The organism is Streptomyces sp. Z423-1 (assembly GCF_013009255.1).
Classification (GTDB): Bacteria; Actinomycetota; Actinomycetes; order Streptomycetales; family Streptomycetaceae; genus Streptomyces; species Streptomyces gossypiisoli.
In genome coordinates this window covers 552,340-576,468 of sequence record NZ_CP053109.1, presented here as the reverse complement: position 1 = coordinate 576,468, position 24,129 = coordinate 552,340, and the positions used below count along the sequence as shown (strand labels likewise).

Below are 24,129 nucleotides of genomic sequence, written 5' to 3'. Positions count from 1 at the left end.
GCCGGGGCCGGAAAAGCGGACGATGGAAAGCAGGGCTCGGCCTCCGCCGGTGCCGCTCACGAACTTCCGGAGCGGGCGACGGAGACCGACACCCCGGCCGGAAAGGAGGAGCGGTCATGCTAGAGGTGAAGACGCTCGACAAGCCGGACGAGCGGCGTGACTTCCCGCGCGGCCACCTGGAAGCCGTCCACCTCTCGGGGCTCGACTTCGCCGTGGCCACCTTCGAGCCGGGCTGGCGCTGGTCGGAGTCCGTCGCCCCGATCGCGGGCACCGACTCCTGCCAGGTCCACCACAACGGCTATGTCGTCCAGGGCCGGATGCGCATCCGCATGGACGACGGCGCCGAGCAGGAGGTAGGCCCCGGCGACGTCTTCGTCTGCCCGCCCGGACACGATGCCTGGGTGGCGGGCGACGAGCAGGTCGTCGTGTACGACTTCGCGGGCGCCATGGCCAGGGAGTACGCGAAGGAGGAGTAGGAGCAGGGCGAGGGGCGCACGGACGACTCCGTGCGCCCGCCGCGCGGACCCCTCACACGACCACCACTATCTTCGCGCGAGCGTGCTCCACCTCCAGGTGCCGTATCGCCTCCGCCGCCTCACTCAGCGGATACGTCCGTTCCACGACCGGGGTCACCTTCCCCGACTCGACGAGGTCCCGCAGCGCCGCGAGGTTCTCCTTGCTTTGCCTGGCCGGGAGTTCGAGCAGCCGCTGGCGGACGAAGGGGGCCAGCATCCCCCGCTTGAAGAAGAGCTTCATCGGGCCGAGCAGGCTGCCGCCCTCGTAGCAGCCTCCGCCGGACAGGACGAGCGTTCCGTCCGGGGTGAGGGCGCGCCGGAAATCGCCCAGGGAACGGTTGCCCACCAGGTCCAGCACCACCTCGTACCGCCGCCCGGAGCGGGTGAAGTCCTCGCGCGTGTAGTCGATGACGTGGTCCGCGCCGAGCGAGCGGACCAGTTCCGCGTTCCGTGTGCTGCAAACGCCGCTGACCTCCGCGCCGTATGCCTTGGCGATCTGCACGGCGAACGTGCCCACCCCGCCCGACGCGCCGTTCACCAGCACCGTTTGGCCCGGCCGCACCCGGGCCACGTCACGCAGGCCGATGAGGGCGGTGTTCGCGGCCAGCGGCATCGCGGCCGCCTGCTCGAAGGTGAGGGCGGCCGGTTTCCGGTCCACCGCTCCGTCCGCGACACACACGAACTCCGCGAACGCCCCGTCCGCCTCGCCGTACACCTCGTCGCCGGGCGCCAGCCCTTTGACCGCACCGCCGACCGCTTCCACGACCCCGGCGAAGTCCCGGCCCCGGATGGCCGCCCTCGGCCTGCGCAGACCGAACGACACCCGGGCGATCTTCGGGTCGCCGTGCATGAGGTGCCAGTCGTAGGCGTTGACCGAGGCCGCGCGCACCCGCACCAGCACCTCGCCCGGCGCGGGCACCGGTTGGTCGACCTCCCGGAACTCCAGCGCGTCCCATCCGCCGTACCGGTCCTGAACCACTGCCTTCATGAGTCCCCCCTCTGTTGCGACGAGCGTAGGGAACTCCCGGCGGCCCGGACATCAGGGAGGAACCCCGAGTTTCCCCGGGGAGAGCTCGCCCTTGCCCTGGGGAAACCGATCGGTTTAGGCTGATGCCGACCAGTGGGAAACCGATCGGTTTTCGGATCGGCCTCCGTGGCTCCGGGACGGTTCCGCGGATCAGCGACAGTAAGGACACCCTCATGACCACCCTCAAAGGCTCCGTCGCCCTCGTCACCGGCGGCAGCCGCGGCATCGGCAAGGCGCTGGTGACGGCCCTGTACGAGCGCGGCGCGCAGAAGGTGTACGCCACCGCCCGCGACCCCCGCGCCGTCACGCACCCGGACGCCGTGCCGCTCGCCCTGGAGGTGAGCGACCCCGCCTCCGTCGAGGCCGTCGCCGCACAGGCGCAGGACGTCACCGTCCTGATCAACAACGCGGGCGCCTCGGTGAACGCGAACTTCCTCGACTCGCCCGTCGAGGATGTCCGCCGTGAGTTCGAGACCAACTTCTACGGGCCGCTCCTCGTGACCCGCGCCTTCGTCCCGGTCCTCGAACGCAACGGCGGCGGCCACATCCTCAACGTCCACTCGGTGCTGTCGTGGATCGGCCTCGCCGGTTCCTACAGCGCATCCAAAGCCGCCTTCTGGTCGCAGACCAACTCCCTGCGCCTGGACCTCAGGCCGCGCGGCATCGAGGTGACCGGTCTGCACGTCGGCTACGTCGACACGGATCTGACCGCGGGCATCGACGCGCCCAAGTCCACGCCCGGGAGCGTCGCCGCCCAGGCCCTCGACGGCATCGAGTCCGGCGCCTTCGAGGTGCTGGCCGACGACGTCTCGCGGCAGGTGAAGGCGGGCCTGTCGGCCGACCTCGCGGCGCTGTACCCACAACTCGCCGCCTGAGCCGTAGCCCGACCCGGCCCTGAGCTGTATCCCCGCTCGGCCCCTGAGCTGTCTCCCCGCTCGGCCCTGAGCCGTATCCCGGCTCGGCGCCCGATCAGACCGGAAGCAGGCGGGCGATCAGCGCGCCGAGCTGACGCGCGGTGCGGCACTCGTGCATCTCGACCAGCTCGGCGTAGGCGGGGGCGGCGGAGTCGCCGGTGCCCCACTGGGGGCGCGGCTCGGGGTTCAGCCAGTAGACGCGGCGGGCCCGTCCGGCGATCTGCCGTACGGCCGCCAGGTTCGGGTCGCTCAGGTTCGTCCGGGCGTCACCGAGGACGAACACCGTGGTGCGCGGGCCGACCGCGTCGCCGTACCGCTCGGCGAACTCGCCCAGCGCGACGCCGTAGTCGCTGCTGCCGTGCCAGCCGGTGAGCGTCGCCTCGGAGCGGATGCGCGCGCCGAGTCCCTCCGAGTCGGCGACGCCGTGCTCCAGCAGGCCGGTCACCTCGTCGATCCGGTTGACGAACGCGAACACGCGCAGCTTGCTGAACTGGTCGTGCAGCGCCTGCACCAGCAGCATCGTGAAGTCCGAGAACCCGGACACCGAGCCCGACACATCGCACAGCAGCACCAGTTCGGGCCGGACCGGACGCCGTCGGCGCAGCACCGGCCGCATCGGCACGCCGCCCGTCGACAGCGAGCCGCGCAGGGTGCGCCGCAGGTCGATGCTGCCCCGGGCGGCCCGGCGCCGCCGGGCGGCCAGTCGGGTCGCCAGCTTGCGAGCGAGCGGCTGAACCGTCCTGCGCAGCTCGGCCAGCCGGTCCTTGCCTGCGTACAGGAAGTCGACCCGGTCGGCCGTCGGCGCCACCGCGCGCCGCGCGATCACGTCGCGGCCCCGCCGCTCGGCCACCCGGCGCCGTGCCTCCGCCGCCACCAGTGCGCGGAAGACCTCGATACGGCGCCGGATCTCGTCGTCCAGCAGCCGGTCCGCGAACCCCGATTCCCCCGACCGGTCCCGCACCTCGGCGCGGACCCGGGCGAGCAGCGTCTGCGGGCGGATCCGGTCCAGCGCCTGGTACGACGACCAGCCGTCCGACGCCGGTGAACTCCCGTACCCGCCGAAGCCGTCGACGGCCTCGATCGCCAACCGGCCCATCAGCGCGGTGTCGTTGGCGGTGAGCGCCGCCGCCAGCCGGTCGCGCAGGTCGTCCCGGCCCGCCGCCTCGCCCTGCGGCCCGCCCACACCGCGCGGGAAGTACAGGTCGAAGACCGGGTCGAACACCTGCCGTTGGCCGGTGGTGTGCAGCAGCGTCGAGGCGAGCCCCTCGCGCAGCAGCTCGCGGTCGGCGAGTCCCAGCGCCTCCACCGCCCGCGCCGCGTCCACGGTCTCACCGGTGCCGACACGGACGCCGTGCGCACGCAGCGCGGCCACGAAGTCCGTCAGCCGGGAGGCGGCATCGGCGGTCACACCGGCATCGGCGGACACACTGGCCTCGGCAGTCACGCAGACATCGGCTGTCATACGGCGTCCAGGTCCAGCTTGGCCCCGGCCTTCAGGACGTCGTCCTGGTGCTTGAGCAGCACGCCCAGCGTGTCGCGGACGACGTTCTCGTCGAGGGTGTCGGCGCCGAGCGCGAGCAGCGTGCGGGCCCAGTCGATGGTCTCGGCGACCGACGGCACCTTCCGCAGATCCATCGCGCGCAGCGCGCCGACCACCCGGACCACGGACTCGGCCAGCGCCGCGTCGATGCCGGGCACCTTCATCCGTACGATCCGCCGCTCCAACTCCTCCTCCGGGAAGCCGATGTGCAGGAACAGGCAGCGGCGGCGCAGCGCCTCGGACAGTTCGCGGGTCGCGTTCGAGGTGAGCACCACGAAGGGACGGCGCGTCGCGGTGACCGTGCCCAGCTCCGGGACAGTGACCTGGAAGTCGCTGAGCACCTCCAGCAGCAGGCCCTCCACCTCGACGTCGGCCTTGTCGGTCTCGTCGATCAGCAGCACCTTGGGATCGTCGCCGCGGATGGCGGTCAGCAGGGGGCGTGCGAGCAGGAACTCCTCGCTGAAGATGTCGGTGCGCGTCTCGTCCCACGTCTCGTCGCGGCCCGCGCTGATACGCAGGAGCTGCTTGGCGTGGTTCCACTCGTACAGCGCCCGGGACTCGTCGACGCCCTCGTAGCACTGCAGCCGTATCAGCCGGGCCTGTGCGACCTGGGCGACGGCCTTGGCGAGTTCCGTCTTGCCGACACCCGCGGGGCCCTCGACGAGGAGCGGCTTGCCGAGGCGGTCGGCGAGGAAGACGGTCGTGGCGACCGCGGGCGACGCCAGGTAGCCGGTCTCGGCGAGTCGTGCGGAGACATCGTCGACGGAAGTGAACAACCGGGCCTCCGGCGGTGGCGGCGTAACGGGATCGGGCTCCTATCTAAGCGCTTGTTCATTGCTTCTGTCACCCATGTCCTGAAGCTCCAGGGTTGGTATACCGATCGGTTTCCTCCTGATCGCGGCACGGTAACCTCGCCGTATGGCCACCACAGACAAGGCGTCCCCGCGCGACCGGCTGCTCGACGCGGCGGCCCAGCTCTTCTACCGCGACGGCGTCTCCATCGGCGTGGAGGCGCTGTGCCGGACCGCCGGGGTGTCGAAACGCTCGATGTACCAGCTCTTCGACAGCAAGGACGACATGCTCGCCGCGAGCCTGGAGCGGCAGAGCCCGCGCTACGAGGCGCAGCTCGTGGCCGGGCCGCAGCACGCCGGAACGCCGCGTGAGCGGATCCTCCATGTCTTCCAGCGGCTGGAGAAGGCCTCCGTGGACGCCGACTACCACGGCTGCCCCTACCTCGCGGCGCTGGTCGAGCTCAAGGACCCCGAGCACCCGGCGAGCGTGGTCGCCCGCGCCGTCAAGGAACGGCTGAAGGCCGTCTTCCGTACCCAGGCCGAGGCGGGCGGCGCCCGGGATCCCGAACTGCTCGCCCGCCAGCTCCTGCTGGTCTTCGACGGGGCGAGCGCGCGGGCCGGGGCACGAGTGGAGGCGCTGGACGACGGGCTGGCGACGGAGACGGTGAGCGCGCTGCTCGACGCGGCGGGTGTGAAGTAGCCACCGGCGGACGACAGCGGGCGCAGAACCCCGGACGGGTCACCAGAACAAGCCGACGCGGTGGACCGCCCGATGCAATGGACGCGTGACCGCGCCCCCGGACGACTGCCTCGCGCGCAACGAATGGATCTGCGGCGACTATCTGAGCACCCGCCGCGAGATCCTCCTCGACGCCGTGGTCCAGCACCTCCAGCTGACGTCCGTCTCGGTGCTGATCGGCCTTGCCCTCGCCCTGCCGCTCGCGGTGCTGGCCCGCCGCTGGGGCTGGGCGGCCGGTCCCGTCCTCGCCGTGACGACGATCCTCTACACGATCCCGTCGCTGGCGATGTTCTCGCTGCTGCTGCCCCTGTACGGGCTGTCGGCGACGCTCGTGATCGCCGGGCTCGTGCTGTACTCACTGACCCTGCTGGTACGCAACATCCTCGCCGGTCTGCGCGCCGTCCCCGAGGAGACCCGGCAGGCCGCCCGCGGCATGGGCTACGGCCCGATCCGCCTCCTCCTCGCCGTCGAACTGCCGCTCGCCCTGCCCGCCGCGATGGCCGGGCTGCGCATCGCCATGGTGTCCGCGGTGTCGCTGGTGACGGTCGGCGCGATCGTCGGCTTCGGCGGACTCGGCAATCTGATCTACTCGGGCATGAACACGTACTTCAAGGCCCAGGTGCTGACGGCGTCGGTGCTGTGCGTGGTCATCGCGGTCGCGGCCGATCTGCTCCTGCTGGGCGTCCAGCGGCTGATCACGCCCTGGACGAGGGCCCGTGCATGAACACGCTCACCGAAACCTGGGACTGGCTCACCGACCCCGCGCACTGGTCGGGCGCCGACGGCATCTGGCAGCGGCTGCTGCAACACCTCGTCCTCACGGTGGTCTGCCTGATCGTCAGCTGCCTGATCGCCCTGCCCGTCGCGGTGGTCCTCGGCCACTTCGGCAAGGGCGGGGTGCTCGCGGTCAACATCTCCAACGTCGGCCGCGCGGTCCCCACCTTCGCGGTCCTGGTCCTCCTGCTGCTCACCCCCATCGGCGGCTGGGGCGAGGGCCCCACGGTCGTCGCCCTGGTGCTGTTCGCCGTACCGCCCCTGCTGACGAATGCGTACGTCGGCATGCGCGAGGTCGATCGCAGCACCGTGCAGGCCGCGCGGGGGATGGGGATGACGGGACGCCAGGTCATGTTTCACGTGGAACTGCCCCTTTCCTCACCGATGATCCTGAACGGTGTGCGGATCGCCGCCGTACAGCTCGTCGCGACCGCCACCATCGCCGCCCTGGCGGGAGGGGGAGGCCTGGGCCGGATCATCACAGCGGGCTTCAACCTCGCCAGTACGCCGCAGGTGGTGGCCGGTGCGGTGCTCGTCGCCGTGTTCGCGCTGATCGTCGAGGGCCTCTTCGAGGTGGCCGAACGCCTGGCGCCGGCGTGGGCCAGGGGTACGCCATGAGGGGCCGTACGCCGCTGGCGGCCGCCTTCCTGCTCCTGGCGACCGCCTGCGCCACCGGCCCCTCCCTGGAGAACCAGGGCAAGGTCACCGCGCCGCCCGGCGACAGCCGTCAACTGACCGTCGGCTCCGCCGGGTTCACCGAGAGCGACCTGCTCGCCCAGATGTACGCCCTGCTGCTGAACCAGGCGGGCTACAAGACGTCCCTCATCACCGTCGCCAACCGCGAACTGTACGAACCGGCGCTGGAGTCCGGCCAGATCGACGTCGTCCCGGAGTACGCGGCCACCTTCGCCGACTGGCTCAACGCCAGGACCAACGGCCCCGACACCCCGCCGGTCGGCTCACCTGACCTCGACGCCACGATGAAGGCACTGCGCCGCCTTGCCACGCCCCGCGGCCTCACCGTCCTGAACCCCGGCCGGGCGGTGGATCAGAACGCCTTCGCGGTGAGCGCGTCGTACGCACGCCGGCACCACCTCAAGACGCTCAGCGACCTCGGCAGGTCCGGCCTGAAGGTACGGCTCGCGGCGGGCGACGAATGCGTGCAACGCCCGTACTGCGCCCCGGGCCTGCGCAAGACCTACGGCATCGACATCACCGCCGTCGACCCCAAGGGCGTCGGCACCACCCAGGCCAAACGGGCGGTGCAGAGCGGCCAGGACCAGATGGTCCTCACCACCACGACCGACGCCACCCTCGACGAGTTCGGCCTGGTTTTGCTCGCCGACGACAAACACCTCCAGAACGCCGACTACGTCGTCCCGGTCGTCAACCGCGCCCGCGCGGGCGCCCTCGGCGTCACCAAGGCCCTGAACAAGCTCAACGCCGTCCTCACCACGACCGACCTCGCCACCATGAACCAACAGGTGGACAGCTGGCGCCGCCTGGCCACGGACGTGGCCCGGACGTACCTGGAGGACAAGGGCCTGCTGAAGTGACGCTCCGCACCGCAACTGGCCACAGAGCGTCCGGCACCACACCGCTCAGGCGCCACCACTGGGACAGGGCGTCGGCAACAGGGCTCAGGCGTCCACCACGAGGCTCAGGGTGTCCGCGCTGGGATGAGGTGTCCGCCATCGGGACAGGGTGTCGGCCACAGGGTTCAGGCGTCGGCCATGAGGCTCAGGGCGTCCGGCGCCGGGATCGGGCGTTCGTCACCGGGCTCGGGCGTCCACCGGACGCAGGCGTCCGCCCACCGGGCATACGGCGTCCGGGGCCAGGCTGCTTCGGTGTCCGCCCGCCGGGCACACGGCGTCCGGTGCCTGGCCGCTTCGGCGCCCGCCCACCAGGCGCACGGCGTCCGGCGCCAGGCCGCTTCGGCGTTCGCCCACCGGGCACACGGCGTCCGGCGCCAGGCCGCTTCGGTGTCCGCCCGCCGGGCGCGCGGCGTCAGGTGACACGCCGCTCAGGCGTCCGCCACCGAGTCGAAGTCCACCTGCCCCCTCGGCACGCCCAGCGCGTCCGCGTCCACCGAGCGGCGCAGGGCCTCGTGGAGTTTCGCCGGGGTCAGGACGCCGAGGAAGTGGGCGCCCTCCAGGACCGCGACCCAGCCGGCGTCGTGCTGGAGCATCACACCGAACGCCTGTTTGAGGGGCGCGCCCACCGGGACCCAGGCGTTCATGCGGTGGGCCAGGTCGCCGACGCGTGCGCTCGTGCCCAGCTCGTCGATGCCGACCCAGCCGTGCAGGTCGCCGTGCGCGTCCAGGACGACCGCCCACCGGGCGCCCTCCGACCGCAGCCGTTCCGCCGCCCTCCCCGACGCCTCGTTCACGTGGGCGATCGGCGGCTGTTCCAGATCGCCGCGCTCGATCGCGGTCACCGACAGCCGCTTCAGGCCCCGGTCGGCGCCGACGAACTCGGCGACGTACGGCGACGCGGGATTGCCCAGCACCGCTCCGGGCGTGTCGAACTGCTCGATCCGCCCCTGCCCGTACACGGCGATCCGGTCACCGAGCCGCACCGCCTCCTCGATGTCATGCGTGACCATCAGCACCGTCTTGCGCACCGCGGCCTGCATCCGCAGGAACTCGTCCTGCAACTGCTCCCGCACCACCGGGTCGACCGCCCCGAACGGCTCGTCCATCAGCAGCACCGGCGGATCGGCCGCCAGCGCCCGCGCCACACCGACCCGCTGCCGCTGACCGCCCGACAGCTGGTGCGGGTAGCGCGGGCCGTACGTCTTCGGATCCAGCCCCACCAGATCGAGCAGCTCCGCCGCCCGCGCCCGCGCCTTCGCCCGCTTCCAGCCGACCAGTGAGGGCACGGTCGCCGTGTTGTCGAGGATCGTGCGGTGCGGGAAGAGGCCGACCTGCTGGATGACGTACCCGATCCGGCGCCGCAGCCGTACCGGGTCCACCGTGGCGATGTCCTCCCCGCCCACCAGGATCCGGCCCGACGTCGGCTCGATCAGCCGGTTGACCATCATCATGGTCGTCGTCTTGCCGCAGCCCGACGGTCCCACGAGCGTGACCAGCTCGCCCTCCGACACCTCGAAGGACAGCCCGTCCACCGCGGTCGTACCGTCCGGATACCGCTTGGTGACCTGCTCGAACCGGATCATGGTGTCACGCTAGCGGCGCCACCTCGTCCCCGCTCACCAGCACCACCTCAAGGGTGCGCGGACCGTGCACCCCCTCCACCCGGTCGAGTTCGATGTCGCTGGTGGCGGACGGCCCGGAGATCCAGGTCAGCGGGCGCGTCGGGTCGAGTCGGGGCATGGCCTGCGGGACGGACGGCACGACCTGGGCGGGCACCCGTACGACGCAGATGTGATGGTCGGGGACGAGGGTGATCCGCCGCCGCCCCTGGTCCGGGGAGCCGTCCAGCACGATGGTGCCCGTCTCGGCGATCGCGACCGCACAGCCGGTCACCACGCTGTCGACCCGGTCCAGTTCATGCGGGGTGCTCGCGGCGCGGTCGGGCACACGCGTCGCGTCCACCGTCTCCAGCCAGCGCTCCGGCAGCCCGGGCGGGACCAGCACGGTCCGCGCGCCCCGCGCGGCCAGCAGCCGCCCGAGCACATCCGGCAGCTCCTCGCCCGCGCAGCGGTGCACGATCGCCCGGTAGTCCGCCAGGTTCTCGGCGAGCAGCTCCACCGTCTCCGCGAGGCTCCGCTCGCCGTGCTCGCTCAGATAGTCGCGCCGAATCGCCTGCTCGTACGGCGTGTCGTCGTCCCGTACATCGGCCAGGGCGCGTCGCACCCGGCCCAGAATCCGCTCCCTGCTGCTCACTTAGAAGTGTCCTTTCCGCCACGCGTCCGCTGCCACCAGTCCCGGAACGGCTCCGCCGGCACGGACGGCAGATCCCGGCTGCCGCTCCACGCCCGGCCGGGACCCGGCAGCGTGCGCGGATGCAGGCGCCGGGTGCGTGAGGCGAGCCGCTGGCCGGTGCGCAGGGCGCCGGGGTGGGCCAGCGCCCAGCGGGCCGCCCGCATCGCCGCCCGCTCGGCCGCGTGTCCCTTCGCGGGCTTCAGCACCACCTTGTTGCCGCCCCGCGTCACCTGCCCGCCCTGCACGACCCGTTCCCGCAGATGCACCAGCACCTCGGGGATGTCGATGGCCACCGGGCACACCTCGTAGCAGGCTCCGCACAGCGAGGACGCGTACGGCAGGGAGGCGTCGATCTCGCTGGCCGTGCCCCGGAGCTGAGGACTCAGGATCGCGCCGATCGGGCCCGGATACACCGAGCCGTACGCGTGCCCGCCCGCCCGCTCGTACACCGGGCACACATTGAGACACGCCGAGCAGCGGATGCAGCGCAGGGCCTGCCGGCCGACCTCGTCGGCGAGCGTGTCGGTGCGGCCGTTGTCGAGCAGGACGAGGTGGAAGGCGCGCGGACCGTCCTCGTCCGTGGTGCCGGTCCATGTGCTGGTGTACGGGTTCATGCGTTCGGCGGTCGAGGAGCGGGGCAGGGTCTGCAGGAACACCTCCAGGTCCCGCCAGGTCGGCACGATCTTCTCGATGCCGACCACCGAGATCAGCGTCTCGGGAAGGGTCAGGCACATCCGCCCGTTGCCCTCCGACTCCACGACCACCAGCGTGCCCGTCTCGGCGACCATGAAGTTGGCGCCGGAGATGCCGACCTTGGCACGCAGGAACTTCTCCCGCAGATGCAGCCGGGCGGCCTCGGCCAGCTCGGCGGGCGTGTCGGTCAGGCCCTCGGGGGCCGGGCGGCCCCACTCGCCCATCTCACGGGCGAAGATGTCCCTGATCTCACCGCGGTTGCGGTGGATCGCCGGGACCAGGATGTGCGAGGGCCGGTCCTTGCCCAACTGCACGATCAGCTCGGCGAGATCGGTCTCGTAGGCCCGGATCCCCTCCGCTTCGAGCGCCTCGTTGAGGCCGATCTCCTGGGTGGCCATCGACTTGACCTTGACGACCTCGGACTCGCCGGTCTGCCGGACCAGGTCGGCGACGATCCGGTTGGCCTCGTCGGCGTCGACCGCCCAGTGGACGGTGCCGCCCGCCGCCGTCACCGACTCCTCCAACTGCACGAGGTAGCGGTCGAGGTGACGGAGCGTGTGGTCCTTGATCCGCCGCCCCGCCTCCCGCAGCTGCGCCCAGTCCGAGACCTCCGCGACCGCCTTTTCCCGCTTGCCGCGGATGGTGTGCGTGGCGTGCCGCAGATTGCCGCGCAGGGTGGGATTGCGCACCGCCTCGTGCGCGGCCGCCGGAAACGCCGGCATCCCGACGAACGTTCCGCTCACAGCGCCGGTTCCTCCTCCGTGCTCGCCAGGATCTCCGCGATGTGCACCGGCCGCATCCCCGTGCGGAGCCGGGTCATGGTGCCGCCGATGTGCATCAGACAGGAGTTGTCCGCCGCGCACAGCACCTCCGCGCCGGTCGACTCGGCGTTGCGCACCTTGTCGGCACCCATCGCCGCCGAGACATCGGAGTTCTTCAACGCGAAGGTGCCCCCGAACCCGCAGCACTCGTCCGCGCCCGGCAACTCGGCCAGCTCAAGACCCTTCACCGCCTGAAGCAGCCTGCGGGGACGGTCGCCCAGGCCCAGCCCGCGCAGCCCGTGGCAGGTGGGGTGGTACGTCACCCGGTGCGGGTAGTACGCGCCCACGTCCGTCACCCCCAGCACATCCACCAGGAACTCGGTGAGTTCGTACGTCTTCGGCACCACCGGCGCCAGCGCGGTCGCCAGCGTGCTCCCGCGCCCCTCGGCCCGCGCCCGCGCACCCATCCGCGGATACAGCTCCCGCACCATCGCCCCGCACGACCCGGACGGCGTCACGATCGCCTCGTACTCCCCGAAGACATCGGAGAAATGCCGGGCCAGCGGCTCCGCCTCGCGCCGGTAGCCGGTGTTGTAGTGAGCCTGCCCGCAGCAGGTCTGGGCCATCGGGAAGTCGACCTCGACGCCCAGCCTGGTCAGCAGTTTCACCACGGCGCGCCCGGTGTCCGGGTAGAGCGTGTCGTTGACGCAGGTCAGGAACAGTGCGACACGCATCGCGGCTCCTTGGGGTTGATCATCGGACGTGTGCAGGGTAGTGCGGTGGCGCGGGCCGGGGGAGACCCCGCTCACGCTCCGGCGAGCCGGGCCTGGGCCGCCCGCCAGGGCGCGGTGTCACCGCGCGGTTCGTAACGGGTGAGCGGCTGGGTACGGCCGAGCAGCCGCCGCATGTCCGCCCGGTCGCCGACGAGCCCGTGGGCCCGCGCCTGCACCAGCACGTTCCCGAAGGCCGCCGCCTCCGTCGGGCCCGCCACCACCGGCAGCCCGCAGGCATCGGCGGTCAGCTGGCACAGCAGCGCGTTGCGCACCCCGCCGCCCACCACATGGACGACGTCCACGGCATGCCCGGCCAGCCGCTGGGCGTCCTCGACGGCCCGCCGGTGAGCGAGGGCGAGCGAGTCCAGGATGCAGCGCGTGACCTCGCCCGGCGACTCGGGCACCGGCTGCCCCGAGGCACGGCACGCCTCGGCGATCCGCTCCGGCATCCGCCCCGGCGCCAGGAACTGCGCGTCGCCCGCGTCCACCACCGACCGCAGCGCCGGCACGGCGGCCGCGGCCCGCAGCAGCTCACCGAGGTCCGGCTCCCCCCAGGCCCGTACGCACTCCTGGAGCAGCCACAGCCCCATGATGTTGCGCAGATAGCGGACCGTGCCGTCCAGGCCCAGCTCATTGGTGAAGTTGGCGGCCCGGCTCTCCTCCGTCAGCACCGGCGCGTCCAGCTCAAGACCGGCCAGCGACCAGGTGCCGGTGCAGATGTAGGCGAAGCGCTCACCGGACGCCGGTACGGCGGCCACCGCGGACGCCGTGTCGTGCGAGGCGACCGCGGTGACCGGCACGGGACCGGTGAGGCCCGTCTCCTCCAGCACCTCGGGGCGCAGCGCCCCCGCCGATTCGCCGGGCTGCCGCAGCGGCGCGAACAGGCTCAGGTCGATGCCCAGCCGCGTCGCGACGTCGTACGACCAGTCCCGCGTCCGGGGATCGACGAGCTGGGTCGTCGAGGCGTTGGTGAGCTCGGTGCCCTGCTCCCCGGTGAGCCAGTACGACAGCAGGTCCGGGATCAGCAACAGACGCTCGGCGTGGCGGAGGTGGCCGGCGGACCGGGCGGCGACGAGCTGGTACAGCGTATTGAAGGGGGCGTACTGCAGCCCGGTCGCCGCGTACAGCTCGGCGGCGGGCACGCTCGCCCACACCTTCTCGGCGACGCCCTCGGTCCGCCCGTCCCGGTAGTGCACCGGGTTGCCGAGCAGCGCCCCGTCGGCGTCCAGCAGCCCGTAGTCCACGGCCCAGCTGTCGATGCCGACGGAGTCGACCTGCCCGGCCGTCCGCAGCCCGTCCAGAACACCGGCGTACAGCGCCAGCACGTCCCAGCGCAGCCCTTCCGGCACCCGCACCGGCCGGTTGGCGAAGCGGTGCGCCTCGGTCAGCTCCAGCTCGTGCCGCCCGACGCGGCCGACCATGACCCGCCCACTGGACGCGCCCAGGTCGACCGCGGCGTACGACTTCATGGCGCTGCTCACCGCAGGAACGCGGCGGCCACGCCGGCGTCGACGGGGATGTGCAGCCCGGTGGTGTGCGTCAGCTCCCCGCCGGTCAGGGCGAAGACGGCGTTCGCCACATGCTCGGGCAGCACCTCGCGCTTGAGGATGGTCCGCTGGGCGTAGAACTCGCCGAGCTTCTCCTCCGGCACCCCGTACACGGCCGCCCGCTGCGCACCCCAGCCACCCGCGAAGATCCCGGACCCCCGCACCACACCGTCCGGGTTGACCCCGTTGACCCGAATCCCTTGCTCACCCAACTCGGCTGCCAGCAGCCGCACTTGATGAGCCTGATCGGCCTTGGTCGCGGAGTAGGCGATGTTGTTGGGCCCGGCGAAAACGGCGTTCTTCGACGCGATATAGACGATGTCACCGCCCAGCCCCTGAGCGATCATCACCCGCGCCGCCTCCCGCGAGACGAGGAAGGAGCCGCGCGCCATGATGTCGTGCTGAAGATCCCAGTCCTTGGTGGACGTCTCCAGCAGCGGCCTGGAGATCGAGACACCCGCGTTGTTCACCACGAGATCCATGCCCCCGAAGGCGAGCACCGCGGCCTTGAACGCCTCGGCGATCTGCTCCTCGGAGGTGACGTCGACGGCGACGGCGACGGCCTTGTCGGCCCCGCCCAGCTCCTCGGCGACCTGGGCGGCGTTCTCCGCGTTGAGGTCCGCCACCACGACACACGCACCCTCGGCCACCAGCCGACCGGCGATCGCCTTGCCGATCCCGCTCCCCGCGCCGGTCACCAGCGCGACCCGCGTCGCGAGCGCCTTGGGCTTGGGCATCCGCTGGAGCTTGGCCTCCTCCAGCGCCCAGTACTCGATACGGAACTTCTCCGACTCCTCGATCGGCGCGTACGTCGACACCGCCTCGGCGCCCCGCATCACGTTGATGGCGTTGACGTAGAACTCGCCGGCGACCCGGGCCGTCTGCTTGTCCTTGCCGAAGCTGAACATGCCCACGCCGGGCACCAGCACGATGGCGGGGTCGGCGCCGCGCATGGCGGGGGAGTCGGGCAGGGCGTGCCGCTGGTAGTAGGCCGCGTACTCCTCGCGGTACTCCGCGTGCAGCTCCTTCAGCCGGGCGATCGCCTCGTCCAGCGGGGCCGTGGGCGGCAGGTCGAGGACCAGCGGCCGTACCTTCGTGCGCAGGAAGTGGTCGGGGCAGGAGGTGCCGAGCGCGGCGAGCCGAGGGTGCTCGGCGCGGGCGAGGAAGTCGAGCACGACGTCGGAGTCGTTGAAGTGCCCCACCTGCGGCTTGTCCTGCGAGGCGACGGCCCGGACGTACGGCGCCAGCGCGGCCGCCCGCTCCCGCCGCTCGCCCTCGGGCAGCGCCTCGTATCCCTCGACGACGGCCCCGAACGGCTCGGCCTTGCCTCGCTCGGCGAGGAACGCCTCGGCGGTCCGGATGATGTGCAGCGAGTTCCGCTCGCACTCCTCGGCGGTGTCGCCCCAGGCGGTGATGCCGTGCCCGCCCAGGATGCACCCGATGGCCTGCGGGTTGGCCTTCTTGACCGCGGCGATGTCCAGCCCGAGCTGGAAGCCGGGCCGCCGCCACGGCACCCACACCACGCTGTCCCCGAAGCACTCGGCGGTCAGCTTCTCCCCGTCCGCCGCGCAGGCCAGCGCGATCCCGGAGTCGGGGTGCAGATGGTCGACGTGAGCGGAGTCGACGAGCCCGTGCATCGCGGTGTCGATGGAGGGCGCGGCGCCGCCCTTCCCGTGCAGGCAGTAGTCGAACGCGGCGACCATCTCGTCCTCGCGCTCGACGCCCGGGTAGACGTCGACGAGCGCACGCAGCCGGTCCAGCCGCAGCACGGCGAGCCCCGCTTCGGTGAGCGTCCCGAGGTCCCCTCCGGACCCCTTGACCCACATCAGCTCGACGTCACCACCGGTGACGGGATCGGTGTCGGTGCCCTTCGCGGACGCGTTGCCACCGGCGTAGTTGGTGTTACGGGGATCAGAGCCGAGCCGATGAGACCGAGCGAGCAGAGCGGCGGCTTCGGGATGGGTAGCCATAGAAGTCGGTTCCTTCTCAACAGAGGGTGAGTGCACATACATAAGGGGCGCGGGGAACTGCGCGATCAGCCACATCGGACCCGCAGCCCGCATACGACAGAACCCGGCAGACGCTCACGCGCCCCACCCGGCCTGCTGCCCACCAACACGCTCAGCGACAATCTTCTCGGCCCACCCGGAACGGGCATACGCAGCAAGCGGGTCGGGGCCCAGCCCCATTTCCTCCCGCACCTCACGGAGCAACGGCCGCACATCCGTGTTGTACGCATCCATCAGCACGGCATTCGCCCCCAGCACATCCCCCTCCCGCTGAGCCGCGGCCAACGCCTCCCGATCAACGAGCAGCGCCTTCGCCGTGGCCTCCTGCACGTTCATCACCGACCGGATGATCGCCGGAATCTTCGCCTCGATGTTGTGACACTGATCGAGCATGAACGCGACCCCGGACTCGGCGCCGAACCCACCCCCACGCACGACCTCGTACATGATCCGGAACAACTGGAACGGATCCGCCGCCCCCACCATCAGGTCGTCATCCGCGTAGAACCGGGAGTTGAAGTCGAACCCCCCGAGCTTCCCCTCCCGCAGCAGCGTGGCCACGATGAACTCGATGTTGGTCCCGGGCGCATGGTGACCGGTGTCGACCACGACCTGCGCCTTCGGCCCGAGCTTCAGACAGTGCGCGTACGCCGTCCCCCAGTCCGGCACGTCCGTCGTATAGAACGCGGGCTCGAAGAACTTGTACTCCAGCAGCATCCGCTGCCCCTCGCCCAGCCGCGCGTACACCTCGGCCAGCCCTTCCGCCAGCCGGTCCTGCCGCTCGCGCACATCGTCCTGCCCGGGATAGTTCGTCCCGTCGGCGAACCACAGCTTCAGATCGGCGGAGCCCGTCGCGTCCATGATGTCGACGCACTCCAGCAGATGATCGACCGCCTTGCGCCGCACCGCCGCGTCCGGATGGCAGATGCTGCCGAGCTTGTAGTCGTCGTCCTGGAAGGTGTTGGAGTTGATCGCCCCCAGCTTCACCCCGCGCTCCCCGGCGTACTTCGCCAGCGCCGCGTAGTCGTCGACCTTGTCCCAGGGGATGTGCAGGGCGACGGTCGGGGCCACGCCGGTGAACTCGTGCACCTTGGCCGCGTCGTCCAGCTTCTCCCGCGGATCGCGCGGCACACCGGCTTGTGCGAACACCTTGAAACGGGTCCCCGAGTTCCCGTACGCCCACGACGGCGTCTCGACTGCCTGGGTCTTGAGCGCGGCCTTCACCGCGGCGAGTTCGGTCACTGCTGGGCTCCTGCGCTTGATGAAACGATTCAGAACGGCAAGCTATGAGCCCTTGCAAAGGGTGTCAAGCGCTCTGACCAACCCGTTTCTTTGTGATCCCGCCGTGACCTTCGCCTATCGAAAACTTTTCGACATGAACCCATTGACGTGACATGGCTGGCACGCCTAACGTCCCGGCAATCCAGTTGAAACCTTTCACGACGCCGTGCGGGCCGCCTTGCCGCCCGCGCCGCGTCGTCGAGGAGCCCCTCATGACCCACCCGTCCGACACGGGGCCGGCCCCGGTAGTGGCGCTCAAGGGCATCTCCAAGTCCTTCGGCGCGGTACGCGCCCTGCGGGACGTGTCCCTGGAGCTGTTCCCCGGAGAGGTGCACGCCCTCGCCGGCGAGAACGGCGCGGGCAAGTCGACCCTCATCAAGACGCTCGCCGGGGTGCACCGGCCGGACGCCGGCCACGTGCTGCTCGACGGTGAGCCCGTCGTCTTCCACGGCCCCGGCGACGCCCGTGACGCCGGTATCGCCGTGATCTACCAGGAGCCCACGCTCTTCCCCGATCTGTCGATCGCCGAGAACATCTTCATGGGCCGCCGGCCGCGGCGCGCCCTCGGCCGCATCGACCACAAGGCCACCCACGCCGCGACGCTGGCGCTGATGCAGCGCCTGGGCGTCGACCTCGACCCCGACCGTCCGGCGCGCGGGCTGTCCATCGCGGACCAGCAGATCGTCGAGATCGCCAAGGCGCTCTCCTTCGACGCCCGGGTCCTGATCATGGACGAGCCGACGGCCGCGCTCACCGGCAGCGAGGTCGCCCGCCTCTTCGGCGTCGTGCGCACCCTGCAGGAGCAGGGCGCCGCCGTCCTGTTCATCTCGCACCGCCTGGAGGAGATCTTCCAGATCTGCCGCCGGGTCACGACCCTGCGCGACGGGGCCTGGATCGCCTCCGAGTTCCTCGACGGCATGACCGAGGACGACCTGGTCCGCCGTATGGTCGGCCGCGACCTCGACGAGCTGTACCCCAAGCAGGACGTTCGCCCCGGCGAGGTCGCGCTGAGCGTGCGCCGGCTGACCCGCGAGGGCGTCTTCACCGATGTCTCCTTCGAGGTCCGGCGCGGTGAGATCGTCGGCCTCGCGGGCCTCGTGGGAGCCGGACGCACCGAGGTGGCGCGAGCGGTCTTCGGCATCGACCGCTGGGACGGGGGCGAAGTCTCCGTGGACGGCCGCAAGCTCATCAACGGCGCCCCTTCCACCGCCATGGCTGCCGGGCTCGCCCTGGTCCCCGAGGACCGGCGCGCCCAGGGCCTGGTGATGGACATGTCCATCGAGCGCAACATCGGCCTGACCGGACTTCGTACGACCGTCAGGGCAGGCCTGATGGACCGGGGCGCCGAACGCAGCCGTTCCCTCGACTGGGCCGTCAAGCTCCAGGTCAAGTACGCCCGGATCGCCGACGCCGTCTCCACCCTGTCCGGCGGCAACCAGCAGAAGGTCGTCCTCGCCAAGTGGCTCGCCACGCAGCCGAAGGTGCTGATCGTCGACGAGCCGACCCGCGGCATCGACGTCGGCACCAAGGCGGAGGTGCACCGGCTGCTGTCCCAGCTCGCCGCCGACGGCGTCGCCGTCCTGATGATCTCCTCCGACCTGCCCGAGATCCTCGGCATGGCCGACCGCGTGCTGGTGATGCACGAGGGCCGGGTCACCGCCGAGATCCCACGCTCCGACGCCACCGAGGAAACCGTGATGGCCGCAGCCACCGGGAGGGCCGCGTGAGGTGGGGGTACCTCCCACGCCCTTCAGGCAGTGGGGGAGCACGCGCGGCCGCCGGGCCGCAGACGACCACGATGCCCGCACCTCTGCGCCGCGCGGGCGGAGAAGCGAACAAGAGGGCCACAGCATGACGGTGACCGCACCCACTCCCACGTCGACCGAAGAGGTGCCCAAGTCCAGCGGCACCCGCCTCGTCGACCGTGTCTTCAAGATGCGCGAACTCGCCATCCTGGTCGTCTTCCTGGTGATGATCGCCGTCACCCAGGCGGGCAACAGCGAGTTCCTGTCCGAGCAGGGCATCAAGGACCTGCTGCTGAACGCGACGATCCTGGTCCTGGTCGCCACCGGCCAGTCCCTGGTCGTGATCACGAGGAACGTCGACCTGTCCGTCGGCTCCACGCTCGGCATCAGCGCCTTCGCCGCCGGTACGTATCTCCAGGGCGGCGGCAACTCGGTGGTGGCCGTGCTGCTGGCGGTGCTGATGGGTATCGCCTTCGGCCTGCTCAACGGCCTGCTGGTCAGCCTCGGCCAGGTGCCCGCGCTGGTGGTGACCCTGGGCACGCTGTACATCATCCGCGGCATCGACTCCATCTGGGTCGGCTCCCGCCAGATCACCGCGGCCGACCTGCCCGGCGGATTCGTCGACTTCGGCTCCGGCGGCATCGGGGCGGTGCCCTGGCTGGCGCTGATCGCTCTCGCGGTTCTCATCGCCACCGCCTACTACCTCAAGCACTTCGGCAGCGGCCGCGAGCTGTACGCGCTCGGCTCCAACCCCGAGGCCGCCCGGCTCGCCGGCATCCCGGTCAGAAAGCGGATCCTGGCGGCGTACACCTTCTGCGGGGCGCTCGCCGGGCTCGCCGGAGCGATGTACCTGGCCCGGTTCGGCAACGTCGACTCCGGCACCGGCACCGGCTACGAACTGACCGTCGTCAGCGCGGTGGTCGTCGGCGGCGTCGTCTTCACCGGCGGCTCCGGCAGCGTCTACGGCGCCGCGCTGGGCGCGCTGCTGCTGACCTCGATCAACAGCGTGCTGCCCGCGCTGGGCGTCAGCTCGGTATGGGTGCTCGCGATCAACGGCATCCTGCTCATCCTCGCCATCGCCGTGGACCGTGTGGTCGCCCTGCGTGTGGCGTCCGCCCTGAAGAAGAGGAACGCCCGCCATGCCTGAGTCCCTGACGCGCGCGATCCGTTGGGACACGGTCGTCGGCGCGCTGCTGATCGTCGTTCTGCTGCTGTCGTTCGGGTTCGTGGACGGTTTCGGCAACGCCCTGAACCTGTCGTTCCTGATCGGCAACACCCTGCCGATCGCCCTCATCGCCCTGCCGATGACCCTGCTCGTCGTCTCCGGCGAGATCGATCTGTCCGTCGCCTCCACCGCCGGGCTGTCCGGCGCGGTGATGGGTGCCCTGTGGAACCAGGGCATGACGATCGAGGCGATCATCCCGCTGTGCCTGCTGCTCGGCGTGGTGTGCGGGCTGATCAACGGCCTGCTGGTGACCAGGCTCGGGCTGCCGTCCCTGGCCGTCACCATCGGTACGCTCGCCGCCTACCGGGGCATCGCGCAGATCGTGCTCGGCTCGGACGCGGTGACCGACTTCCCCTCCCAGTACCTGGACTTCGCGGCCGGGCGGATCGGCGACACGTTCATCCCGTACGCCTTCCTGCCCTTCCTCGTCCTGCTGGCGATCGCGGTGGTGATGCTGCATGCCACGCCGTTCGGGCGTTCGGTGTTCGCGATCGGCGCGAGCGAGGAGGCCGCGCGGTTCGCCGGGATCCGGGTGAAGCGGCAGAAGCTGATCCTGTTCACGGTGACGGGCCTGATGGCGTCACTCACCGGGATCTTCTGGGCGCTGCACTACGCCAGCGCCCGCTACGACAACGCCACGGGCCTCGAACTCTCCGTCGTGGCGGCGGTGTTGCTCGGCGGCATCGACTTCGACGGCGGCAAGGGCACGCTCGGCGGCGCGATCGCGGGTGTCTTCCTGCTCGGTGCGCTGCAGAACGTCATGAGCCTTCAGGACGTCTCCGCCCAGTCGCAGATCGTCGTCACCGGTGTCCTGCTCGTACTTTCCGTGCTCGGCCCCCGGGTCGCACGGCAGATCTCCGTAGCGAGGGCGGGCCGTAGAGCCGCCTCGACTCCGACCTCGTAACCCAGCCCTTCCCTTGTAAAGGACCATCGCCATGCGCAAGTCATCCCTCCGTCGTGCCTCCGCGGCCCTCGCCGCCGCCACGTCTCTCGCCCTCGCCCTCACCGCCTGCGGCGGTACCACCAAGGAGGACGTCGCCAACGAGGGCGGCTCGGCCGCCGCGGCCGGCGAGGCGAACCCCAACGCCGAGCTGAAGAAGGGCCTCACCGTCGGCTTCCTGCCCAAGCAGGTCAACAACCCCTACTTCACCACCGCCGACAAGGGCGGCGAGGCGGCCCTGAAGGAGCTGGGCTCCAGCTACAAGGAGGTCGGCCCGTCCAGCGCCACCGACACCTCCGGGCAGGTCTCCTACGTCAACACGCTCACCCAGCAGCAGGTCGACGCGATGGCCGTGTCCGCGCAGGACCCGGGCGCCCTGTGCACGGCCCTCAAGCAGGCCATGAGCAACGACATCAAGGTCGTGACGTACGACTCGGACACCAAGCCCGAGTGCCGCAACGCCTTCGTCTCGCAGGCGTCCGCCGAGGACCTCGGCCGCACCGAGGTGCAGCTGCTCGCCGAGCAGATCGGCTACAAGGGCGAGATCGCGATCCTGTCCGCCGCGCAGACCGCGACCAACCAGAACACCTGGATCGAGTTCATGAAGGACGAGCTCAAGGATCCGAAGTACAAGGACATGAAGCTGGTCAAGGTCGCGTACGGCAACGACGACGCGCAGGCGTCCTTCCAGCAGACGCAGGGCCTGCTCCAGGAGTACCCGAACCTGAAGGGGATCATCTCCCCGACCACCGTCGGCATCAAGGCCGCCGCCCAGTACCTGTCCGGCTCGAAGTACAAGGGCAAGGTCAAGCTGACCGGCCTCGGCACCCCCAACGACATGCGCAAGTACGTCAAGAACGGCACCGTCGAGGCGTTCGAGCTGTGGGACCCGGCGAAGCTGGGTGAGCTGGCCGCCCGTACCGCCGTCGCGCTGGTGTCGGGCCAGATCACCGGCAAGGAGGGCGAGACCTTCACCGCCGGCGACATGGGCCAGTACACCATCGGCAAGGACGGTGTGATCAGCCTCGGCAAGCCGACCGTGTTCGACGCCGACAACATCGACCAGTACAACTTCTAGTTCCGGGGGCGGTACTTCATGCAGCGCGTCTGTTTCCTGCTCAAGGTCCGCCAGGACCGGATCGCGGAGTACCGCGAACGCCATGCCGCCGTGTGGCCGGAGATGCTCGAAGCGCTCTCGGCCACCGGCTGGCACAACTACTCGCTCTTCCTGCGCGACGACGGACTGCTCGTCGGCTATCTGGAGACCGAGGACTTCGCGGCCGCCCTCGCCGGGATGGAGGCCACCGAGGTCAACGCCCGTTGGCAGGCCGAGATGGGCGAGTTCTTCGAGTCCCTCGACGGTGCCCGCCCCGACGAGGCGATGAAGCCGCTCACCGAGGTCTTCCACCTCGCCTGATCCCCGCTGTATCTGCCCTGCCCGCACCTCGCCGACAATGGAGTCACCCGAGATGAAGAGACGCACCCTGCTGGGCGCCGCACTCGCCGGAACCGTCATGACCCCCGTCATCGCCTCCGGTACCGCCCGAGCCGCCGACCCCGGCCCCTCGGTCACCCTGACCGGCACCACCACCCTCGACACACAGGCCATCTACTTCGTGTCGTACGACGGCCTGGTCAACAACAACGCCTTCCAGAAGAACGGCCTGCTGACCTACAAGGGCTACCAGTACGCCGTCTGGTACACCGCCGACCGCAACGCGGTCGTCGGCCGCCGCAAGTTCCCCTCCAGCACCTGGGAGACCGTCAAGGTCGGCCACACCCTCCGCTACAACGACTCGCACAACGTCATCTCCATGGGCTTGTCCAAGGTCGACGGCCGCCTGCACCTCAACATGGACTCCCACAGCGACGGCTTCACCTACGTCAAGTCGGTCGCCGGCCTGATGGACAACCCGGACGGGATGAGCTGGACCGCGGCCCGCTTCGGTGCCCCCCAGTCCACCCTGGACGGCCTCGCCCTCACCTCGCAGTTCACCTACCCGCAGTTCATCTCCACCCCCGAGGGCAGGCTCCAGCTCAGCTACCGGGTCGCCGTCTCCGGCAACGGCCGCAACGCCCTCGCCGAATACGACGGTTCGACCTGGACCAACCTCGGCGAGTGGACCAGCTCCACCGGTACGTACACCAGCGAGCACGGCTCCTCGACCGCTCGGAACATGTACCTGCACGGCATCGACTACGACAGGAACGGTCGCCTGCACTCCTTCTTCACCTGGCGCGAGCAGAACGGCGCCGTGATGTGCTCCGGCGGCGGCATCACCAACCACGACACCGGCTACGTCTACTCCGACGACCGCGGCCGCACCTGGCGCAACAACGCGGGCACCGTCGTCGGTACGACCGGCGGCTCCAACAGGGTCGCCGTCACCGACAGCGGACTCGTCGTCGACCCGCTGAACCCGGACCACTCCCTGATGAACCAGGAGAGCCAGTTCACGGACTCGGCCGGCCTGCCGCACGCGATCATCAGCTACGTCCCCGGCCGCTTCGGGCAGTGCACCACGAACTACGTCGCCGACCGCACCGCCAACGGCCGCGCCTTCCACGTCCGCAAGAACTCCTCGGGCACCTGGCAGAAGACGGAGATCCCGGTCCCGCTGAACTCCAGCCAGCGCACCAAGCTGATCCTGGACAAGTACGACAACGCGTACGCGATCTTCCCGTTCTGCCGGATCGCGGGAGCCTCCAAGGCCTCGGGGTACACGGACTGGACGATGCTGTACGACGGCGTCACCGCGGGTCTGAACGCGTTCGGCGAGGTCGTGATCGACGAGACGCGGGTCGGGCAGGACCACTTCCTGTCGATCATGTACCAGGAGAAGTCCAGCGGTACGACGCCTTCGGCGCTGCGTAACCTCAACTTCCGCCTGCCTGCCTGATCGCAGCCCTTGTGGGCGGCTTGACGGTAATGTGCCTTCCCGCCGCCCCACGTTGTCCACGTCTCTCT

The 24,129-nt window shown here is 70.6% G+C and carries 22 protein-coding genes; 12 read left to right on the top strand and 10 right to left on the bottom strand.

Annotated elements, in window-relative coordinates:
- Nucleotides 1-116 precede the first annotated feature (116 nt).
- The gene (locus tag HJD23_RS02695; RefSeq protein WP_171114836.1) at nt 117-476 is read left to right on the top strand and encodes a cupin domain-containing protein; all 360 of its coding nucleotides are present in this window, start codon (nt 117-119) and stop codon (nt 474-476) included.
- A gap of 52 nt (nt 477-528) precedes the next feature.
- Here the strand turns inward: HJD23_RS02695 and HJD23_RS02690 are convergent, their stop codons facing one another.
- A complete protein-coding gene (locus tag HJD23_RS02690) occupies nt 529-1,503 on the bottom strand; it encodes an NAD(P)-dependent alcohol dehydrogenase (protein WP_171114838.1) in 975 nt (324 codons plus the stop codon).
- Nucleotides 1,504-1,715: 212 nt separating this feature from the next.
- Between HJD23_RS02690 and HJD23_RS02685 the strand changes: the two genes are divergently transcribed.
- Nucleotides 1,716-2,417, top strand: a complete 702-nt coding sequence (locus HJD23_RS02685; RefSeq protein ID WP_171114839.1) for an SDR family oxidoreductase — start codon at nt 1,716-1,718, stop codon at nt 2,415-2,417.
- Nucleotides 2,418-2,511: 94 nt separating this feature from the next.
- Here the strand turns inward: HJD23_RS02685 and HJD23_RS02680 are convergent, their stop codons facing one another.
- The gene (locus HJD23_RS02680) at nt 2,512-3,864 is read right to left on the bottom strand and encodes a VWA domain-containing protein (protein WP_240980965.1); all 1,353 of its coding nucleotides are present in this window, start codon (nt 3,862-3,864) and stop codon (nt 2,512-2,514) included.
- Between the two features lie 50 nt (nt 3,865-3,914).
- Nucleotides 3,915-4,772, bottom strand: coding sequence for a MoxR family ATPase (locus HJD23_RS02675; RefSeq protein ID WP_171114843.1), 858 nt, complete (start codon nt 4,770-4,772; stop codon nt 3,915-3,917).
- A 142-nt stretch (nt 4,773-4,914) separates the two neighbouring features.
- Here HJD23_RS02675 and HJD23_RS02670 point away from each other — a divergent pair, with 142 nt between their 5' ends.
- The 4 genes from HJD23_RS02670 (at nt 4,915) to HJD23_RS02655 (ending at nt 7,856) form a co-directional block, all read left to right on the top strand.
- Nucleotides 4,915-5,487: a TetR/AcrR family transcriptional regulator gene (locus tag HJD23_RS02670; protein ID WP_171114844.1), complete on the top strand. Its 573-nt coding sequence runs from the start codon at nt 4,915-4,917 to the stop codon at nt 5,485-5,487.
- Between the two features lie 85 nt (nt 5,488-5,572).
- On the top strand, nt 5,573-6,250 hold the full coding sequence (locus HJD23_RS02665; protein WP_171114846.1) for an ABC transporter permease: 678 nt from the start codon (nt 5,573-5,575) through the stop codon (nt 6,248-6,250).
- Complete coding sequence (locus HJD23_RS02660) at nt 6,247-6,918, top strand: ABC transporter permease (protein ID WP_171114848.1); 672 nt, start codon at nt 6,247-6,249, stop codon at nt 6,916-6,918. Before HJD23_RS02665 ends, HJD23_RS02660 begins: the two co-directional genes overlap by 4 nt.
- Nucleotides 6,915-7,856 carry an ABC transporter substrate-binding protein gene (locus HJD23_RS02655; RefSeq protein WP_171114850.1) on the top strand — a complete coding sequence of 314 codons (942 nt, stop codon included), beginning with the start codon at nt 6,915-6,917 and terminating at the stop codon, nt 7,854-7,856. Before HJD23_RS02660 ends, HJD23_RS02655 begins: the two co-directional genes overlap by 4 nt.
- 467 nt (nt 7,857-8,323) lie before the next feature.
- On the opposite strand, the gene HJD23_RS02650 is transcribed toward HJD23_RS02655, so the two are convergent.
- From HJD23_RS02650 to rhaI, 7 genes are all read right to left on the bottom strand, one after another.
- Entirely contained in the window at nt 8,324-9,478 is a 1,155-nt protein-coding gene (locus HJD23_RS02650) for a betaine/proline/choline family ABC transporter ATP-binding protein (protein WP_171114852.1), read from the bottom strand.
- 4 nt (nt 9,479-9,482) lie between these two features.
- Nucleotides 9,483-10,148, bottom strand: a complete 666-nt coding sequence (locus tag HJD23_RS02645) for an LUD domain-containing protein (protein ID WP_171114854.1) — start codon at nt 10,146-10,148, stop codon at nt 9,483-9,485.
- Complete coding sequence (locus tag HJD23_RS02640) at nt 10,145-11,623, bottom strand: LutB/LldF family L-lactate oxidation iron-sulfur protein (RefSeq protein ID WP_171114856.1); 1,479 nt, start codon at nt 11,621-11,623, stop codon at nt 10,145-10,147. Before HJD23_RS02640 ends, HJD23_RS02645 begins: the two co-directional genes overlap by 4 nt.
- The gene (locus HJD23_RS02635; RefSeq protein WP_171114858.1) at nt 11,620-12,375 is read right to left on the bottom strand and encodes a (Fe-S)-binding protein; all 756 of its coding nucleotides are present in this window, start codon (nt 12,373-12,375) and stop codon (nt 11,620-11,622) included. Before HJD23_RS02635 ends, HJD23_RS02640 begins: the two co-directional genes overlap by 4 nt.
- 71 nt (nt 12,376-12,446) lie before the next feature.
- Nucleotides 12,447-13,883 (bottom strand): rhamnulokinase family protein, encoded by a 1,437-nt coding sequence (locus HJD23_RS02630; protein WP_171118873.1) that lies wholly within the window; start codon nt 13,881-13,883, stop codon nt 12,447-12,449.
- An 8-nt stretch (nt 13,884-13,891) separates the two neighbouring features.
- A complete protein-coding gene (locus tag HJD23_RS02625) occupies nt 13,892-15,931 on the bottom strand; it encodes a bifunctional aldolase/short-chain dehydrogenase (RefSeq protein WP_171114860.1) in 2,040 nt (679 codons plus the stop codon).
- A gap of 114 nt (nt 15,932-16,045) precedes the next feature.
- Nucleotides 16,046-17,212 carry an L-rhamnose isomerase gene (rhaI, locus tag HJD23_RS02620; RefSeq protein ID WP_171114862.1) on the bottom strand — a complete coding sequence of 389 codons (1,167 nt, stop codon included), beginning with the start codon at nt 17,210-17,212 and terminating at the stop codon, nt 16,046-16,048.
- A gap of 251 nt (nt 17,213-17,463) precedes the next feature.
- On the opposite strand from rhaI, the gene HJD23_RS02615 reads away from it, so the two are divergent.
- From HJD23_RS02615 to HJD23_RS02590, 6 genes are all read left to right on the top strand, one after another.
- The gene (locus tag HJD23_RS02615) at nt 17,464-18,978 is read left to right on the top strand and encodes a sugar ABC transporter ATP-binding protein (RefSeq protein ID WP_171114864.1); all 1,515 of its coding nucleotides are present in this window, start codon (nt 17,464-17,466) and stop codon (nt 18,976-18,978) included.
- Nucleotides 18,979-19,102: 124 nt separating this feature from the next.
- Nucleotides 19,103-20,143: an ABC transporter permease gene (locus HJD23_RS02610; RefSeq protein WP_171114866.1), complete on the top strand. Its 1,041-nt coding sequence runs from the start codon at nt 19,103-19,105 to the stop codon at nt 20,141-20,143.
- A complete protein-coding gene (locus HJD23_RS02605; RefSeq protein WP_171114868.1) occupies nt 20,136-21,125 on the top strand; it encodes an ABC transporter permease in 990 nt (329 codons plus the stop codon). Before HJD23_RS02610 ends, HJD23_RS02605 begins: the two co-directional genes overlap by 8 nt.
- Before the next feature lie 31 nt (nt 21,126-21,156).
- Nucleotides 21,157-22,239 carry a rhamnose ABC transporter substrate-binding protein gene (gene rhaS / locus HJD23_RS02600; protein ID WP_171114870.1) on the top strand — a complete coding sequence of 361 codons (1,083 nt, stop codon included), beginning with the start codon at nt 21,157-21,159 and terminating at the stop codon, nt 22,237-22,239.
- A gap of 18 nt (nt 22,240-22,257) precedes the next feature.
- On the top strand, nt 22,258-22,578 hold the full coding sequence (locus HJD23_RS02595) for an L-rhamnose mutarotase (protein WP_171114872.1): 321 nt from the start codon (nt 22,258-22,260) through the stop codon (nt 22,576-22,578).
- 52 nt (nt 22,579-22,630) lie between these two features.
- Entirely contained in the window at nt 22,631-24,061 is a 1,431-nt protein-coding gene (locus HJD23_RS02590; RefSeq protein ID WP_171114875.1) for a BNR repeat-containing protein, read from the top strand.
- The last annotated feature ends 68 nt before the right edge of the window (nt 24,062-24,129 follow it).